Below are 17,715 nucleotides of genomic sequence, written 5' to 3'. Positions count from 1 at the left end.
GAGACAACGAATGAGCGAGCGATACGAGTCGTTTTGTGCGTGCTGCGGCAGCCCCGACCACCGGGCGATGAGCCGCCGGACTTTCATGAGCCTGCTTGCGGGCAGCGCCGCCGGACTCGCGATGCCGTCCGCGTTCGCCGTGGACACCCCCGACGTGCCCACGATCGCTTATGACTCGATTGCCAACCCCGTACGTTTGCCGAACGACACGTACTTTGGCGAATGCTCGGGCGTCGCGCTCAATTCGCGTGGCCATATCTTCGTGCTGTCGCGCGGCAACACCACCGGCCCCGCGTATGGCGCGGCCGCCGCGCAATTGCTCGAGTTCGCGCCCGATGGACGTTTCGTGCGTGAGATCGGCCACAACCTGTATGCGTGGTCGTTCGCGCACACGGTGAAGGTGGACCGGCACGACAACATCTGGGTCACCGACAAGGGCTCGGACATGGTGATCAAGTTCACGCCGGAAGGACGCGTCGCGATGGTGTTCGGCCGCAAGCAGGAAGCATCGGACGAAGAAACCGCGCCGCTCAAGCATCCAAATCCGCCGCTGCCGTCCGAACCCGGACGCTTTCGCCAGGTGACCGACGTCGCGTGGGACAAGGCGGGCAACACCTATATCAGCGACGGATACATCAACTCGCGCGTCGCGAAGATCGATCGCGACGGCAACTGGCTGAAGTCATGGGGCGATCGCGGCACGGGACCGGGGCAGTTCCATACGCCGCATAGCATCGCGGTCGATGCGCACGACCACGTGTACGTGGCCGATCGCAGCAACCGGCGCATCCAGGTGTTCGATATCGAGGGCACGTTCCTGCGCCAGTTCACGATCGACGTGCCGGTGCCGCCGGACGCGCGCCCCGCGATCGGCAACATGCCGAGCGAAGCGGAACTCGCCGCGGGCACGTTCGCGCCGGGCTCACCCTGGGCGATCTGTATTTCGCCGGGACCGAATCAGGTGCTCTATAGCGCCGACGCGTTTCCGGGCCGCATTTACAAGATGACGCTCGATGGCAAAGTGCTCGGCGTACTCGGCAAAGCGGGCAAACAGCCAAAACAGTTCGGCTGGATTCACGAGATGGCGTGCCCTTCGGAAAACGTCTTATTCGTTGCCGAGTTGCTGAACTGGCGTGTTCAGAAACTGGTCTTGCATGCGTGATGGACGAGGGCCGGCGCGTTCGCTTTTGATGCGGACGCGGACCGGTCCCGTCGATGTCAAGCCATCTCAGTCGTAATGGCGATGCTTGTGATGGCGCTTGCCCGAATGGTAGCCGCGCGAGTAGTCGTCGGCGTACGAGTTCGAGCGCGAGATGTTGCCGCCGAGCGCCGAACCCGCGCCGCCGCCGAGCGCCGCGCCGACGAGGCCGCCAGTGCGGCCGCCCATCGCATTGCCGGCCGCGGTGCCCGCGCCGCCACCGAGCGCGCCGCCGATGATCGCGCCGGTACGTTCGCGACGATTCGACGTGACCGCGCCGCCCGCACCACCGCCCACCGCGCCACCGATCACCGCGCCGGTGCTGCCGCCCACCGCGCCGCCGACTGCCGCGCCGGCCACGCCACCGAGCGCGCCGCCGAGCATGTTGTTCATATCACCGGCGAGGGCCGGCAACGACGCCGCGGCGCTCAATGCAGCCACGGCAAGCATCTGGACGATCTTCTTGGACATATCGGGTCTTTGTTTTAGTGAGACGGCGCCGAGTATAGCGGGGCTTTCGAAAGGCCTTTGTAACTGCGACAGTCGATCGCGGTAAGACGTGTAACAAAATGAATGGGGTATTGTTTTTTGCGGTGACCGTGAAAGACAAGGGCCGCTCGCGGTGAGCGGCCCGCTGGAGTGAATGCCGATTAGCGGTTTGAAGCTACTCTTCTACCCGCGCCGGTTCTTCTTCTTCAATTCGATCGTCTCGAACAGCGCATATTCCGGTGTCGGCGTCTGATCCGCGCCCGGCGCATGGTAGTAGTTCATCGTGATCGTCGTGTGGCCGCCGGGCTGCCCGGGATCGTAGTCGAACACCGCGATGCCGTAGCCGGTGCCGGTGTCGCGTTGCGCGGACCAGATCGCGTCTTCGACCGCGTCGGCGCTCGCGCGCACGAACGTGCCCGCGGTCGTCGACGGCACCGGGCGATTCGGCTTCGTGAAGATGCGCGCCTGCGGCAGGCCCGTGCCGGCATCGACGCCATACACGTCGAGCGGCGCGCTCGTGCCGCCGCCACCGAGAATCAGGTGGATCGTGCCGTGACTCGTATCGAACGTCGACGCACCCGCCGATACAGCCGACATGATCGGCTTGGGCTGCAACGTATCGACTGGACGCCCCGTCTCGATGTCGGTGCCCCTGTTGTGATTGCAACCGCGTACAGGATAGCTGCGCTCGTAGTCGTGATCGTGACCGCACAGCACGAGGTCCACGCCATAGCGATCGAACAGCGGCAGCCACGCTTCGCGAATGCCCTTGTCGGAACCGTTGCCGGTCTTCGACGAACTGAGCGCGTCCTGATGCATCTGCACGATGATCCAGTCCACGTCGCTATCGTGCGACGCATGCTGCAGCACTTTCTCGAGCCAGCGCGTCTGCTCGCCATTGCTGTAGCCGCGCACGTACAGCGACGTGCCCGCCGGAATCGGCGGATTGCCGGTACTCGCGACCGGCGTCAACGGCGCGGGCCCGGCGACGAAAGCGGCGGCATCCTGATAGACGACGTCGTCCGCATCGAGAGAAATGAACAGCACCGAGCCGACGCGGAAGCTGTACCAGCGGCCCGGAAAACGCGTGTGATTGTCCGGCAGCATGTAGCGCGACAGATACGACGCCAGCCCTTGCTCGCCGTTGTTGAATTCGAGTTCGTGATTGCCGGGACACGGCATCCACGGCCGGTTCGACGCCGACGTCTGTGCGTTGTTGCCGAAGTCGCGCCACACTTCGGGTTGCTGCATCGGGTTCAGATTCGCATAGCAGAGGTCGCCGTTCAGCAGATGGAACAGCGGCTGGAAGTTCTCGACGGCCGCCACCGCGAAGCGGCTTTGCGGCGACGACAGCACCCAGTTCGTATTCGGCGTCGCGAGATCGCCGTAGCTCGTGAAGCGAAACGGCGCGCGGCCGCGCGGCGCGGTGCGAAAACTCGCGGCGAAGGGTTGCGATGCATTGCTGTCGTTATCGGCCGTGACTTCGTATTGATAGACCGTGTCGGCCTTCAGGTCGCGCACGCGCGCGTGATAGTTGAACACGATCTCGCCGTTGATGCCGTCGGTGTAAGTGCTTTGCACCGCGTGCACCGTATGTTTCGCGTGGTCGCCGTGATTGGTGCCGCTGATGCGCACCTGCGGATTGACCGCAGGCGCGAGCGACGACCACGACACGGTAACTTCGCTCGTCGGGTCGCTGCCCCAGGTCAGGTGGATCTGCTCGGGCGTGCCATCGGGTGCGCCGCTATTGGCGGCGCGCGCGGTCGATGCGAGCGCGCCCGCCGCCGTCGCGAGACTCGATGCGCCGGCGAACTTCAGAAAGCCACGGCGCGAGACGATCGATGCGCCGTGCTCATCGGCAGGCGTTGTCTTGACGATTTTTCTGTTCGACATGTCCGGTACGGTTGTTCAGGAGGAAGAATGCCAGCGCAAAACAACGCCCCGCGGGGCGAGCGCGGACGGAAAGTGATGGATGATCGTAGCCGGACGGCGATGACAGACCGATGAAAACATCGGGAGAACAGCGGACGGTGCGGATTGAGATTGAAAAGCGCATAAAAACGAATTGCCGTGCAGCGCGAGATTCGATTACGCGCATGCAACCGGCAATCGGCAATCCGCCTGAGCGCCGCTCAGGTTTGCTTTCAAGAGTGAAATCTAAACCGTCGCGTTACGTGCGCGCGGGCGGCTGTGGATTGGTTGCGGGATTCGTGTCGAACCTCGACACACGAACAATGCCGTTCGCGTCGATCAGCTTCGACAAGCCGACTTCGAGCGCATCGGCGACATCCTTGTCATACACTTCGTCGCCATTCACATAGAGCGTGAACGATTGCAGGTATTTCGCTTTCTTCTCCGGGCTCTCGATGGTCTGCCGTGTCCATTGATAAAGCGGGTAGTTCTCGGCGCCCATTCTTTCCGCTTCGCTCACGTAGTCGGCGAATGCATCGAATTGGCATTTGAGCGTGGCGTGATGCGTTTGCAAAAGGGTACGAAGTGCTGGATGCGCGGCGCACGAAGAGTCCGCGCGCAGCGAGTTGGCGAGTTCCGCCGATGCGGTGATTCGCAGCTGGAATTGCAAGGGAGACGACATCTCGACCTCGATCGCGTCGGTAACGGTTGTCAAAAGTCCGCGGGCGCGGCCTTGTCGGCAACACGCGCGTCGAGCACCGCTTCACACTGCTCGATTTCATCGTTGCTCATCGGCTTGCCAAGCAGATAACCCTGCGCATGCGTGCAACCGCATACGCGTACGAAATTGAGCTGTTCCTGGGTTTCGATGCCCTCGGCTGTGGTCGGCATGCCGATCTCGCGCGCAAGCGCGACGATACCGCGCACCACGGCCGCCGATTCGCGACGATGCACGGCCTCGCGCACGAACGAGCTGTCGATCTTCAGCTTGTCGAACGAGAAACGCACCAACGTCGACATCGTCGAAAAGCCAGTGCCGAAGTCGTCGAGCGCGAGCCCGATACCCAATGCGCGCAACCGGGTGATATTGCGGCGAGTCACTTCATCGTCGTTCAGCAGTGCCGTTTCCGTGACTTCGAGATTGAGCCGCGTGGGCGGCAGCCTCGTCTTCCGAAGTATGGCCGTCACCGTCGATGCGAACGATTCCTCGCGCAACTGCACCGGCGATACATTGACCGCGACGATCACCTTGTCGCGCCACGTCGAGGCCGCCATGCACGATTGCAGCAGCACCCATTCGCCCAACAGGAGAATCAGGCCGGTGCGCTCGGCGGTCGGAATGAACGCCGACGGCGACAACTCGCCGCGCGTCGGATGAGCCCAGCGAAGCAGCGCCTCGCGGCCCGCTACCGCGCCGGTGTGCAGATCGATGATCGGCTGATACTCCATGCGCAAACCGTCGAACGATTTCAGCGCGCCTTCGAGGTCGCTGCGCAGCAGGCTCAGGCTTTCGTCGGATACGTGCTTCTCGGCATCGAAAATCGCAAACGCGCTTTTGCCGCTGCGCTTGACCCCATACAGCGCGCGGTCGGCGCAGATCAGCAATTGCGGACCCGTTTTCGCGTGCTCGGGGTACAGCGCGATGCCGACGCTCGCGCCGATATGCACGAGCGCTTCGCTCAGCACGAACGGCCGCGCCAGCGTTCTGACGATGCGATCGGCCAGCACGCGCACGTCGCGAAGCTGCCCGGTGTCGTCCGAAATCGCCACGAACTCGTCGCCCGCGAGGCGGCCAACCTGGTCGCCGCTTGGCAGCAGGTCGCGCAAACGCGTCGCCGCTTCCTGCAGAATCTGGTCGCCGGCCGCATGGCCGAGACTGTCGTTGATCGCCTTGAAGCCATCGAGGTCGATCAGCAGCACCGCGAACGCACCGCCCTGCCCGGTCGAACTCTCGCCGGTGCGCTCGAGCAGCAGTTCGCTGATGCGCGCGCGATTCGGCAGACCGGTCAGGCTGTCCTGGCGAGCGAGGCGATGACTGTTTTCGCGCGCGAGCAGCAACGCGACCGTATCGCGATTGCTGCGCAGCGCAACCGTGAAAAAGCCGGCCGCGCAAAACGGTGCCTGAAATAGCAACACGAGCTTGCCATTGCCCGGCGACATTGCCGCGCCGATACTAAGAAAGCTCAGAATAAAAACGATCTGCAATAACGCAAGCCGCGGCGTGCCCGCATTACGTCCCGCCAATCCGCCAATCACACCGACCGCGCAAACGTTTCCAAGCAGAAAAAGCGTGGGACTCCCGCTGATATTGCACAGAAATGTGCCGAAACCGAATAGCGCGCTCCACAACAGACTCGCGAAAAGAAACGCGGAAGTCGGTGTGGGGAGCCCTTTCGCGGCGCGCGTGCGGCATAGCCAGATCAACAGGAGCCGCGCGATCAGCAATGCGACGACCGCAATGCCCCATGCGGCATACAGCGGAATCGGATAAAGATAATACGCAGTCGCGCAAACGCTAATTTCGCAAATCGATGCGAATATGATCGAAGCGGTTCGCGTAAACAGGTTGGCAAGCAGAATCTGCCGGTTGTCCGGACTCAGGTTCTGAGCCGAGGACACGAGCCACTTGAAAAATGGAGACCTTGGTTCGGTAAAAGCCATGACCTGCGCATTCGACGGTTAGTGGGTCCGAATCGGCATGCGAATGGACGGCTCGTGCAACGATTACATAAACATAAAATATCAGATTAATGCGGGCAATGGCGTGAAATGACTATTAGCCGCGCTTCTGCTCGGTGTGCGGCGTCTTTCCGATGTTGCACAAAGGCAATAAAAAAGAGGAAGAGCGTGGCTCTTCCTCCTTGATGATTTCCGCGTTCCCGGCTTCCCGAGTCGCGATCGCCGGCCTTGCTTAGTCGTACAGCACGGCTACGATCTTCGGATCGTTTATGTTGGTCTTGTCGTACCAGTAGAAACCGGTATCGATCTTCTTCGGCAGCTTCTCGCCATGCAGCGCCTTGACCGCCGAGTCGACCGTGCACTTGCCGATACCGACCGGGTTCTGCGTAATCGCGCCGGCCATCAAGCCCGACATGATGTTGTCCTTCTGCTCCTTGCCAGAGTCGAAGCCGATCAGCACGAGTTTCTTGCCCGACTCCTTGATGCCAATTGCTGCGCCATCCGCGGAACCTTCGTTCGCGCCGAAGATGCCCTTCAGGTTCGGATTCGCCTGGATCATGGCCTTGGCGATTTCCGCCGACTTCAGGTGGTCGCCGGCGCCGTATTGCACGGACACGATCTTGATGTTCGGATGCTTCGACTTGATCTGATTGACGAAACCGTCGCGACGATCGACACCGGTGCGGCTGGTCTGGTCGTGCACGATCACGCCGACTTCGCCGGAATTGCCAATGAACTCGGCCATCTTGTCGGCGGCGAGCGCGGCGGCGGCGACGTTGTCCGTTGCGCAGGTCGTCAACGGAATATCGCTGTCGACGCCAGAGTCGAATGCGATCACCGGAATCTTGTCGTTCTGGGCGCGCTTGAGCAAGGGGACGGCCGCTTTGCTGTCGAGCGCCGCGATACCGAGCGCCTGCGGCTTCTTCGCGAGCGCGGCTGACAGCATGTCGATCTGCTTGTCGACCATCGCTTCCGTTTCCGGTCCCTCGAACGTGATCCTGACGTTGTTCGCTTTCGCGGACTGCTCGGCACCCAATTTGACGGCTTGCCAGAACTGATGCTGGAAGCCTTTCGAAATAAGCGGAATATACGGCTCATCCGCATACGCGAGACTGCTTCCGCCAACGAGCGCACCGACACCGACCACGATACCGATTAGTCTTCTCTTCAACATGGGGCCTCCTCCAATGGTTGGGCTTTCAAGCCGCTATCGAGCTTTCGAGGGAGCCTTCACGTGCCCTCTCTCTGCTGCTCCTGCGTTCCCTGCTTATTTGCTGCTTCCCTGCTGCTACATCAACTTCCCCGGCTGCGCCGCAGGATGTCCGCGTACACCGCCAGAATGATGATCAAACCCGTCACGACGATCTGCCACTCCTGCGCGACCGACATGATGCGCAGTCCGTTGGTCAGCACGCTCATGATGAAAGCGCCGATGATGGTGCCGAGTATCGTGCCCGAACCGCCGCTCAACGACGTGCCGCCAATCACGACCGCGGCGATCGCATCGAGCTCGTAGCCCTGACCGAGCGCCGGCTGCGCGGAATTGAGCCGCGACGCGATCAACAGACCCGCGATGCCGCAGATCGCGCCGCCCACGCCGTAAATCGCGATCTTCCAGCGATCGACATTGACGCCCGAGAGCCGCACCGCTTCTTCATTGCTGCCGAGTGCGAACGTATAGCGGCCGAGCGCGGTGCGATTGAGCGTAATGGAACTGACGATCGCGAGAAAGAACAGGATCAGTACCGCATTCGGAATCGGCACGCTCGGCAGAACATAGCCGATCAGCGAGTCCTGGGAAATACGGTAGAAGTTCTCGGTATCGGTAAAATAGATCGGCTTGTCGGCCGACACGACGAGCGAAAGCCCTTTGAGCAGCATCATCATGCCGAGCGTCGCGATGAACGGCGGGATCTTCATTTTCGCGGTCAGCGTGCCCGATATCGTGCCGCATACCGCGCCAGTCGCCAATGCCGCGAGTACGCCCATCCACATCGGCAGATGCCAGTAAGTGAGAAACACCCCGCAAATCACGGCGGTGAACGTCATCAACGTACCGACCGACAGATCGATACCGCCGGTGATGATCACGAACGTGGCCGCGATTGCCAGCACGCCGTTCACGGCAGTCGCCTGCAAAATGCCAAGAATGTTGTCCATCTGCATGAAGGCCGGTGACGCGAAGCTGAAGAACACCAGCAGCAGAATGAGGCTCGCGAACGCGAGCATCTTTTGCACGGCGGTCGGCGCAAAAATTCGGGCTTTCAGCCCGGAAGTGCGCCGTTCGTTGTCCAGCGCCGCGGTATCCGTTTGCATTGTCATGTCATAGACCTCTTCAGGCTTGTGCCGTTTTCAGGGATTCGCGCTGCGTCGCGAGATGCATGATTCGCTCCTGCGTCGCTTCGCTGGCGGACAGTTCGCCGGTAATGCGCCCTTCGCACATCACGACGATGCGGTCGCTCATGCGCAGAACTTCGGGCAGCTCGGAGGAGATCATCACGATCGCCTTGCCTTGCGCTGCCAGCGAGCGCAGCAGCTTGTAGATTTCGCTTTTCGCGCCGACGTCGATGCCGCGCGTCGGTTCGTCGAAGAACAGTACATCGCAATCGCGCTCGAGCCATTTCGCAATTACGATCTTCTGCTGATTGCCGCCCGACAGGAGCCGAACCTGCTGCGTCGCCGAAGGCGTGCGAATCGCAAGCAGCTTGATGAAGTGCTGCGCTCTTTTGCGGATCTGCCCGCCGCGCAGGAACATATTGAGCGACAGGAACTTGCCGAGATCGGACATCACGATGTTCGATTCGACATCCATTCCCGTAGCCAGACCGAAGCGCTTGCGATCTTCCGACAGGTAGCCGATGCCGCGCTTGACCGCATCACTGGGCCTTTTGATCGACGCCTTAACGCCCTTCACAAAAATCTCGCCCGATTCGATCGGATCGGCGCCGAACACCGCACGCGCGACCTCCGTGCGGCCCGCGCCCATCAAGCCGGCAAAGCCGAGTATTTCGCCCTTGCGCAATTCGAAACTGACGTCGCGCACGAGCGGACCCGCGACGAGATTTTTCACTTCGAGCGCGACTTCGCCTTTTACCGGCGCGCTCTCGGCCGGCGTCATGTCGCCCAATGTGCGTCCGACCATCATGCCGATGATCGTCTGGACGCTGGTGCCCTCGGTCGGCACGGTGGCCACATACTCGCCGTCGCGCATCACGGTGACGCGATCGGTGATCTGCTTCAGCTCGTCCATCTTGTGCGAGATATAGACGACGCCGACGCCGCGCGCTCTCAATTGACGGATGATCCGGAACAGCTCGGCGATCTCGGCATCGTTGAGCGCGGAGGTAGGTTCGTCCATGATCAGCACGCGCGAATCGAAAGACAGGGCTTTCGCGATCTCGACCATCTGCTGACTCGCGACGGTCAATGTGCCGACCATCGTGCGCGGATCGAGCTTCACGTGCATGCGAGCCAGGATCTCGCGTGCCTGCGCATTCAGTTTGTCTTCGTCGAGAAAGAGACCGAGACCCTTGCGCGGCTCACGGCCGATAAAGATGTTCTGCGCGATGCTCAGATGATTCATCAGTTGCAGTTCCTGATGAATGATGCCGATGCCGACCGCTTGCGCGTCGCGCGGACCTTGAAAGTCGACCGGCTTGCCGTCGAAGAGAATGTCGCCGGAATCGCGTGTATAGACGCCGGCAAGAATCTTCATCAGCGTCGACTTGCCCGCGCCGTTCTCGCCCATCAGCGCATGGACCTCGCCGGCCATGAGTTCGAAGCGGACGTCATGAAGTGCTCTAACGCCCGGAAAGCTCTTGCAAAGCTTGTTGACGGAAATGAGTGGGTTCATGTGCTGATCTGTCGACGGCTGCCTATATCACCAACGCTTTTACGATGGAGCTTTTTACGACTCGACAACGGCTTTCATTGCAGCTTTCATTCAAGGCGCAAACAGGTCGGGGCGCTCTTTCGCGGACCGGTGCAATTCGGCGACCACCTGGTCGAGATGGTCATGCATCGCTTTCGCGGCCGCATCGCCGTCTCCCGCGCAAAGAGCCTTGAAAATGCTCTCGTGCTCTTCCAGCGTATGCACAAGCCGTTCTGGACTTGCGAGCAATTGCCGCGCGCGGTCCAGCGCATTGCGCGACACCGCGACGATTTCCTTCACGCGCGGCAGCTTCACCGCGTCGAGCAGGATTTCATGGAAAGCCAGATCGAGCGCATGAAACGCCAGACGTTCACCACTTCCAGCCAGACTGCGCTGCTGGTCGAGATTGCTCGCCAACGCGTCGAGCGTCGCCCGGTCGTGCATTCGCGCCACGCCACGCACCGTCTCGACCTCCAGTGCGCTGCGGATGAACAGATGCTGGCGGATGTCGTCGAGCGCGATCGGTTTGACGCGCGTGCCGCGCTGCGGCAATACCTCGACGAGACCCGCATGCGCAAGCCTTGCCAACGCGGACGACACCGGAAAGCGCGACACGCCCATCCGTTCGCACACGGCCATCTTGTCGATCATCATGCCGGGTTCCAACGCCAACGTAACAATCGCTTCTCGCAACGCTGCCTCAACCGCGTCGGTCAAACTGCCGCGCTCGCCCCCGCGAACTTTTTGCAGTGCGACATAAGGATTGCCAGCGGCATTCTCCAGTTCGGCTGAGGAATTCACGGAGGCCTTGATTTCGAGAGAACATGCTAGCATGCTAGAAAGCGAATGCCGTGTTGTCAACGCGTACAAATGCCTGGAAATCCCTAGGTATGCCTAGTATCTGGGAACTACGGGCTTACCCGTACGCGCAGCAAATCCGCGCACACAGAGAGCGTGCGCACGAAACTGTTCCGTCTGCGTCCGCAGACGACAAGCCGATAGCCACAGCCCCGGAGGGTGCGCAAATGACGACGATCACAAGGCTGTCCGTTCGGGACATCCGGTTCCCCACTTCACGTTCGCTGGACGGCTCCGACGCGATGAATGCCGCGCCGGACTACTCCGCCACCTACGTCACGCTCGAAACCGACACGCCGAATCTAACCGGCCACGGCCTCACGTTCACGATTGGCCGCGGCAATGAAATCTGCGTGACTGCCGTGAATGCACTCACGCCGTTGATCGTCGGCAAGAAGCTCGAAGATATCGCCGCGAATATGGGCGCTTTCTGGCGCGCCTTTACTTCGGATAGCCAACTGCGCTGGATCGGCCCGGACAAAGGCGCGATTCATCTTGCCACCGCGGCGGTCGTCAACGCGGTGTGGGACCTGTGGGCGAAATCCGTCGGCAAGCCGGTCTGGAAGCTGCTGGTCGACATGAGTCCGGAAGAACTCGTGCGCTGCCTCGACTTTCGCTACGTAACCGATGCGATCACGCCGCACGAAGCACTCGCGATGCTGCATCGTCATGCGAAAACCAAAGGCGAGCGTGAAAAGGAAATGCTCGAGCACGGCTATCCGGCCTACACCACCTCGGCAGGCTGGCTCGGTTACGACGACGACAAAATTCGCCGTCTCGCGCGCGAAGGGGTCGCGCAGGGATGGACGCACTTCAAGCAGAAGGTCGGCGGCGACCTGGAAGAAGACGTGCGGCGTGCGCGCATTCTGCGCGAAGAGATCGGCGAGAACCTGAAGCTGATGATGGACGCGAACCAGGTGTGGGACGTCGATGAGGCGATCGCGAACATGCGTCGTCTCGCCGAGTTCGACCCGTGGTGGATCGAGGAGCCCACCAGTCCCGACGACATCCTCGGTCATGCGGCGATTCGCCGGCGGCTCGGTTCGATCGGCGTCGCAACCGGCGAGCATTGCCACAATCGCGTGATGTTCAAGCAACTGCTGCAAGCACAAGCGATCGACTTCTGCCAGATCGACAGTTGCCGGCTCGGCGGACTCAACGAAGTGATCGTCGTACTGCTGATGGCTGCAAAGTTCGGTGTACCGGTGTGCCCGCATGCTGGTGGTGTCGGATTGTGCGAGTACGTGCAGCATATTTCGCTGTTCGACTATATCTGCGTGTCGGGGTCGCTCGAGAACCGCGTGCTCGAATATGTCGATCATCTGCACGAGCATTTCGTGGACCCCGTGGTGATCCGCAACGGGCACTACATGCCGCCGCAACGGCCGGGCTATAGCATCGAGATGCTGGAAGGGACGTTGGACAAGTACTGGTATCCGGAAGGAGCTGCATGGCAGGAATGAAGCTGAACGGTAAGGGTTCTATTTGCGTCGCATCAGGCGTATAACGGCAGACTTCGCTCACGCTGTTACCGCCCGATTCGATGCGCACCGCCCGACCCTTACCGCCTCTGCTTTCGCTGCGCGCCTTCGAAGCCGCCGCGCGCCACCTGAGTTTCAGCCGCGCGGCGCAAGAACTGTTCGTCACGCAAGGCGCGGTCAGCCACCATATCCAGAAGCTTGAAGCCGATCTGGGCATCGCGCTATTCGAGCGCCAAACGCGCGCCATTGAACTCACCGAGACGGGCCGCGCGTACTATGCGAAAGTCCACGCGGCTTTCGAACTGCTGCGGCTCGGCACCAGCGAAGTGCGCGCATTCTCCACCGAACGCAAAACGCTGAACGTGGGCCTGCTGTCTTCATTCGCGAGTCGCTGGCTCGCATCGCGTCTGCATACGTTCCCGCTCGCGCATCCGGATATCGAACTGCAATTGCGGCCCGACATCGCACTCGCCGATGTGCCCGGCGGCGAAGTCGACGTGGCGATTCGCTATGGACGCGGCGGCTGGCCGGGTGTCGCTTCGCAAAGGCTGATGTCCGAGCGTCTTTCGCCGGTGTGCAGTCCGTCGCTGCTTGCCGGCAGAAAGCGTCCGCGCAAACCACTGGACCTGCTGCGTTTCCCGTTGCTGATTTCCTATTCGACGCATTCGTTCGAATGGGAAGCATGGTCGCGTCATGCCGGTCTCGATCTCGGCGAGGCGCAACGCTTGCAATTGCACGACTACAACATCGTCGTAGAAGCGGCGCTCGCCGGACAGGGCATCGCAATGGGCCGTCATCGGCTGATCGCGCAGCAGCTCGCGCAAGGCTCGCTGGTGCCGGCGTTGCCCGACGCGGTGCTCGACGATGCGCGCATCGGCTGGTGGCTCGTCACGCGCAAGGGCAAGCTCGACGCCGCAGCGAACGCATTCTGCTCGTGGATCATGCAAACGGCACAGCAGGACCGGCTCGGCTGAACGCATTAGTTTGGCTCATGCGTCGGGCACGATAATTCGTTGGTCGTGTGCAGCGCGAATGAATAGCATCGAAGCTTTCCCGTCACCAAAACGGTACCTCCGATGACCTCTTCGATCACCTCCCGCGCCGCCGGCCTTGGCCTTACACTCGAAACCGCGTCAGCGGCCGCCGCCAATTACGTGCCCTTCGTACAGGAAGACGATCTGCTCTACATTTCCGGTCAGATTTCACGCAACAACGGACAGCCTGCATATCTCGGGCGTCTCGGCGACAATATCAGCGATGCCGAAGGCACTCAGGCCGCGCGGCTGTCGGCGCTCGGAGTGGTCGCGCAGATCGTCGCGGCGACAGGCGACCGGCTCGAGCGCGTGGCACGCGTCGTGCGCCTGAACGTCTTCATCGCGAGCACGCCGGCATTCAGTGCGCACAGCACGGTTGCCAATGGCGCGTCGGACGTGATGGTGCAGATCTTCGGCGACGCCGGCCGTCACGCGCGCAGCGCGGTCGGCGTCGCGTCGCTTCCGGCGGGAGTCGCCGTCGAAGTCGAAGCGGTTGTCGCATTGAAAAACGCCTGAATTCCACTCATACACTCGGAGCCGCCAATGTCTTCTCCGCTGTCGCCCGCAGTCATCGACGCAATACGCGCCCGCACGCCCGGTGTTCTCAGCACCACGCATTTCAATCATGCGGGCGCGTCGCTGCCATCGGCCGGCACGCTCGAAGCGATTCACGCGCATCTGTTGCGCGAAGCGTCGATGGGACCCATGGAAGCGGGCGCGGCTGCCGGCGAACAGACCGAGCGAGCGCGCACGCTCGCCGCGCGACTGCTGAACGCTCAGGCCGCCGAGATCGCGCTGACGACCGGCAACTCGCCGGGATGGGGCGCAGCTTTCGCGGCATTGGGTCCGTGGCGGAAGGGTCAACGCATCCTCGTTGCGCGGCACGAATGGGGCGGCAATCTCGCGACGATGCGCCTTCTGGCGCAGCGCGCGGGCGCATCGATCGAGACGATTCCATCCGATGCCAGCGGCAGGGTCGATCCTGGCGCACTCGAAGCGATGCTCGACGACAGGGTCCGACTGATTGCACTCACGTGGCTACCGGCCAATGGCGGACTGATCAATCCCGCCGCCGCGATTGGGCAGATAGCGCGCCGTCACGGCATTCCGTATTTCATCGATGCGGCGCAGGCCATCGGACAACTGCCGATCGACGTCGTCGAAGTCGGCTGCGATGTGCTGGCGGGCGTTGGCCGCAAGGCACTGCGCGGACCGCGCGGCACCGGGCTGTTATACGTGCGGCGGGATTTCCTGCCCCGTTTGACGCCGGCCTTCGTCGACACCTATTCCGCGCCGCTCGACGCCAATGGCGAGCCGGCACTGCGCGACGATGCCGCGCGTCTCGAATCATCGGAAGCGTCGATTGCACTGCATTGCGGATTGGCGAATGCATTGGACGAAGCGCTGGAAATCGGCATCGACAATATCCGCGCACAGATCGATCGGACCGCGCAGACATTGCGCGAGCGGTTGGCCGCGATGCCCGGCGTGTCTGTACTCGACCAGGGTGTCGAACGATCCGGTCTGGTGTCGTTCAACGTCGCCGGACTCGACGCCATGTCGGTGCGACGCGCCTTGGCGGCACAGGGCATCACGATCGGCTCGAATGGCGTCGCATACACACCGTTCGATATGACGGTCAGAGGGCTGACGCAAATCGCCCGCGCATCGGTCAGCTATCTGACCACCGACGCCGAAGTTGACAAATTGCTGGCTGGGATACGAGCGTTGACGCATTGAGTACTCGGTTCAAAGCGAACTTTGCGTCAGTCAATTGAAAAGAAGCGTCTCTTTCAACTCAATCGCCCGCACACGACCATGAATTCCGCCTCACCGCACCACTTCGATTTATCAAAGTTTCCGCGCCACGCGCTGCTCGAAGGCCCGACGCCAATTCAGCACCTTGCGCGTCTGAGCGCCCGCCTCGGCGGCGCGGACATCTACGTCAAACGAGAAGATCTGACGGGACTGGGTGGCGGCGGCAACAAGTTGCGCAAGCTCGAATTCCTGATTGGCGAAGCGCTCGAGCGTGGCGCGGACACCATCATTACCGTCGGCGCACGTCAATCGAACCATGCGCGCCTGACGGCGGCCGCGGCGGCTCGCGTCGGACTTCAATGCGAGTTGGTGCTGACGAGAACCGTGCCCCGTTCCGACCACGACTACATGGAGAACGGCAACGTGCTGCTCGATGCGCTATTCGATGCGCGCGTGCATGATCTTCCCGGCGCGGCCAACGCACTCCAATTCGCCGAGGAACGCGCGAACGAGTTGCGAGCGCAGGGCCGTAACGTGTATGTGTGTCCGTTGGGCGGTTCGAGCCCGGTCGGCTGCCTGGGCTATGCGGACTGTGCCGCTGAAATCGTCGCGCAATCGCAAGCGCAAAACGTCGCTTTCGATCGCATCGTGGTGCCGAACGGAAGCGGCGGCATGCATGCGGGACTGGTGGCGGGTTTGGTTGCGCTGGGCCTCGATCCGTCACGTATTGCCGCATTCACGGTGTATGGGAATGCCGGCCACGCGCGCACGGTTACTTTGGAAAAAGCGAATCAAACGGTTCGACTGATCGACCCTGGCCTAAGCGTGAGCGATGACGACATCTCGATCGACGAAGCGCAGCTTGGTCCCGGCTATGGCATTCCGACCGATAACATGCGCGCTGCGGTTCGGCTGATGGCATCGACTGAAGGTTTGCTGCTCGATCCCGTGTATAGCGGTAAAGCATTTGCGGGTCTCGTCGAAGACGTGAGTACCGGCAAGTATTCTGCGGGACAGAAGATTCTATTCGTGATGAGCGGCGGGCTTCCGGGGCTATTTGCCTATCGGAACGAGTTCTGAGCGATGAAGCGCGGCGAAAGTGAGCCGCAGAAGAAGCAGAGACAACGCGATGGTCTGATACGGGCCGCCGTTGTCTGAAGAAAGCGCGAAGCGCTTGAAGATTCGAATCGACAATTCGAAATGGTGCCCAGGGCGGGATTTGAAAAATGCCCGGAATCGCTTTCCTGGCAAGGGTCTGTTGATTTTTTCAGGAGCGACATACCACCCGATATACCACCAGAAGCGGCATGTTGATTGAGGTATCCGCTATGAGCTAGCGTTGACAAAGATTCGGCAGGATGACCGGGACCTCCCCATCAACAGGCAACAAATCACACAGACTTTTCTACAACCGCGAGGAAAGCCTGGGCAGGTTCTACTCCTCCGCTGCCCGGCCACCGTATATCCAACTTGCCAACTCACACTTCGCGGCTGCGCATAGTGGCCAGTCTCTAACCCACGTCAGCCGTATTTGCCAACCGTTGCCAAGAGATGCCCGACATGGTTTGCTGCAGGCAGCAGGGTCCAACCGATGCCCGCACAGCCGCGCCAGGTTTGGCTCCCACACACCCGAGCCACGACGTACCCATCATCCTACCCATACTTCGGCATTTGGTACCCGCGAGGCCCGAGCAAGGCATGCATGGCGCGTCCGGTTTGGCCCATCCGGGCTCACTCTAACTCACTCAATCCCACCGATCGTCACGCACCTGAACGACGCCCGCCTCGATCCGCACCGGAAACGCCACCACATCCTCATATGCCGGCGGCGCCAGCACCTTTCCGGTCCTGATGCAAAACCGTGCACCGTGGCGCGGACAGACGACCACGTCGCCTTCCACCACACCGCCCGTCAGGATGCCGCCGTCGTGCGGGCAGATATCCTCGATTGCATAACAGGTGCCGTCGACGTTGAACACAGCGACCTGCGCGCCATCGACCTCGACGCTGCGAACGGCTCCAGCCGGAAAATCCCCTATCGCGGCGACATCGACCCAGTTGGACATGTCAAAGCATTCCCAATTGCAGGCGCGCCGCATCCGACATCCGGTCTCTCGACCACGGCGGATCCCACACCAGTTCAACATGCACGTCGTTCACACCGCTCACCGAGAACACCGCATCCTCCACCGTTGCCGGGAAGGTCTGCGCGACCGGGCAGCCGGGCGCGGTCAGCGTCATGCGGATTCCGACGCGGCCTTCGGCTTCGTCCACGTCGAGACCATAAACAAGCCCCAAATCGTAGATGTTGACTGGAATCTCCGGGTCGAACACGGTTCGCAGCGCGTCGATCACGCGTTCTTCAAGACGTACTGTTGTTGTGCCACTGCCGGGTTGTGCGGCCTCAGCGCGCTTCAGCCAGTCGAATGTGCTCAT

General features: G+C 61.5%; 16 protein-coding genes. 6 read left to right on the top strand and 10 right to left on the bottom strand.

Annotated elements, in window-relative coordinates; translation table 11 throughout:
• Positions 1-10: 10 nt before the first annotated feature.
• Complete coding sequence (locus GCT19_RS24250; protein WP_018435773.1) at positions 11-1,162, top strand: peptidyl-alpha-hydroxyglycine alpha-amidating lyase family protein; 1,152 nt, start codon at positions 11-13, stop codon at positions 1,160-1,162.
• A 66-nt stretch (positions 1,163-1,228) separates the two neighbouring features.
• Here the strand turns inward: GCT19_RS24250 and GCT19_RS24245 are convergent, their stop codons facing one another.
• From GCT19_RS24245 to GCT19_RS24210, 8 genes are all read right to left on the bottom strand, one after another.
• Entirely contained in the window at positions 1,229-1,669 is a 441-nt protein-coding gene (locus GCT19_RS24245) for a hypothetical protein (protein ID WP_152853315.1), read from the bottom strand.
• 201 nt (positions 1,670-1,870) lie between these two features.
• Positions 1,871-3,580 (bottom strand): fibronectin type III domain-containing protein, encoded by a 1,710-nt coding sequence (locus GCT19_RS24240; RefSeq protein WP_152853314.1) that lies wholly within the window; start codon positions 3,578-3,580, stop codon positions 1,871-1,873.
• A gap of 277 nt (positions 3,581-3,857) precedes the next feature.
• On the bottom strand, positions 3,858-4,280 hold the full coding sequence (locus GCT19_RS24235; RefSeq protein ID WP_152853313.1) for a hypothetical protein: 423 nt from the start codon (positions 4,278-4,280) through the stop codon (positions 3,858-3,860).
• A gap of 29 nt (positions 4,281-4,309) precedes the next feature.
• A complete protein-coding gene (locus GCT19_RS24230; RefSeq protein WP_152853312.1) occupies positions 4,310-6,259 on the bottom strand; it encodes a putative bifunctional diguanylate cyclase/phosphodiesterase in 1,950 nt (649 codons plus the stop codon).
• A 250-nt stretch (positions 6,260-6,509) separates the two neighbouring features.
• Entirely contained in the window at positions 6,510-7,451 is a 942-nt protein-coding gene (locus tag GCT19_RS24225) for an ABC transporter substrate-binding protein (RefSeq protein ID WP_152853311.1), read from the bottom strand.
• A gap of 119 nt (positions 7,452-7,570) precedes the next feature.
• Positions 7,571-8,599 (bottom strand): ABC transporter permease, encoded by a 1,029-nt coding sequence (locus tag GCT19_RS24220; RefSeq protein WP_026228754.1) that lies wholly within the window; start codon positions 8,597-8,599, stop codon positions 7,571-7,573.
• Between the two features lie 13 nt (positions 8,600-8,612).
• Complete coding sequence (locus tag GCT19_RS24215; protein WP_152853310.1) at positions 8,613-10,130, bottom strand: sugar ABC transporter ATP-binding protein; 1,518 nt, start codon at positions 10,128-10,130, stop codon at positions 8,613-8,615.
• 90 nt (positions 10,131-10,220) lie between these two features.
• The gene (locus GCT19_RS24210; RefSeq protein WP_013092576.1) at positions 10,221-10,982 is read right to left on the bottom strand and encodes a GntR family transcriptional regulator; all 762 of its coding nucleotides are present in this window, start codon (positions 10,980-10,982) and stop codon (positions 10,221-10,223) included.
• 191 nt (positions 10,983-11,173) lie between these two features.
• Between GCT19_RS24210 and GCT19_RS24205 the strand changes: the two genes are divergently transcribed.
• The 5 genes from GCT19_RS24205 to GCT19_RS24185 all read left to right on the top strand — a co-directional run bounded on the left by GCT19_RS24205 (position 11,174) and on the right by GCT19_RS24185 (position 16,359).
• On the top strand, positions 11,174-12,469 hold the full coding sequence (locus GCT19_RS24205) for an L-fuconate dehydratase (protein WP_026228756.1): 1,296 nt from the start codon (positions 11,174-11,176) through the stop codon (positions 12,467-12,469).
• 80 nt (positions 12,470-12,549) lie between these two features.
• Complete coding sequence (gene gcvA / locus GCT19_RS24200) at positions 12,550-13,461, top strand: transcriptional regulator GcvA (RefSeq protein ID WP_152853309.1); 912 nt, start codon at positions 12,550-12,552, stop codon at positions 13,459-13,461.
• A gap of 102 nt (positions 13,462-13,563) precedes the next feature.
• Positions 13,564-14,037: a RidA family protein gene (locus GCT19_RS24195; RefSeq protein ID WP_152853308.1), complete on the top strand. Its 474-nt coding sequence runs from the start codon at positions 13,564-13,566 to the stop codon at positions 14,035-14,037.
• Positions 14,038-14,064: 27 nt separating this feature from the next.
• On the top strand, positions 14,065-15,261 hold the full coding sequence (locus tag GCT19_RS24190; protein ID WP_152853307.1) for an aminotransferase class V-fold PLP-dependent enzyme: 1,197 nt from the start codon (positions 14,065-14,067) through the stop codon (positions 15,259-15,261).
• 78 nt (positions 15,262-15,339) lie between these two features.
• On the top strand, positions 15,340-16,359 hold the full coding sequence (locus tag GCT19_RS24185) for a D-cysteine desulfhydrase family protein (RefSeq protein WP_152853306.1): 1,020 nt from the start codon (positions 15,340-15,342) through the stop codon (positions 16,357-16,359).
• Between the two features lie 665 nt (positions 16,360-17,024).
• Here GCT19_RS24185 and nirD read toward each other — a convergent pair.
• Together nirD and GCT19_RS24175 are read right to left on the bottom strand one after the other, a co-directional pair.
• Positions 17,025-17,345 carry a nitrite reductase small subunit NirD gene (gene nirD / locus GCT19_RS24180; RefSeq protein WP_018435889.1) on the bottom strand — a complete coding sequence of 107 codons (321 nt, stop codon included), beginning with the start codon at positions 17,343-17,345 and terminating at the stop codon, positions 17,025-17,027.
• 1 nt (position 17,346) lies between these two features.
• Positions 17,347-17,715: an SUF system Fe-S cluster assembly protein gene (locus GCT19_RS24175; protein ID WP_026228776.1), complete on the bottom strand. Its 369-nt coding sequence runs from the start codon at positions 17,713-17,715 to the stop codon at positions 17,347-17,349.

The organism is Paraburkholderia atlantica (assembly GCF_009362785.1).
GTDB classification, from domain to species: Bacteria; Pseudomonadota; Gammaproteobacteria; order Burkholderiales; family Burkholderiaceae; genus Paraburkholderia; species Paraburkholderia atlantica.
This window is presented reverse-complemented; position numbering and strand designations above follow the sequence as displayed.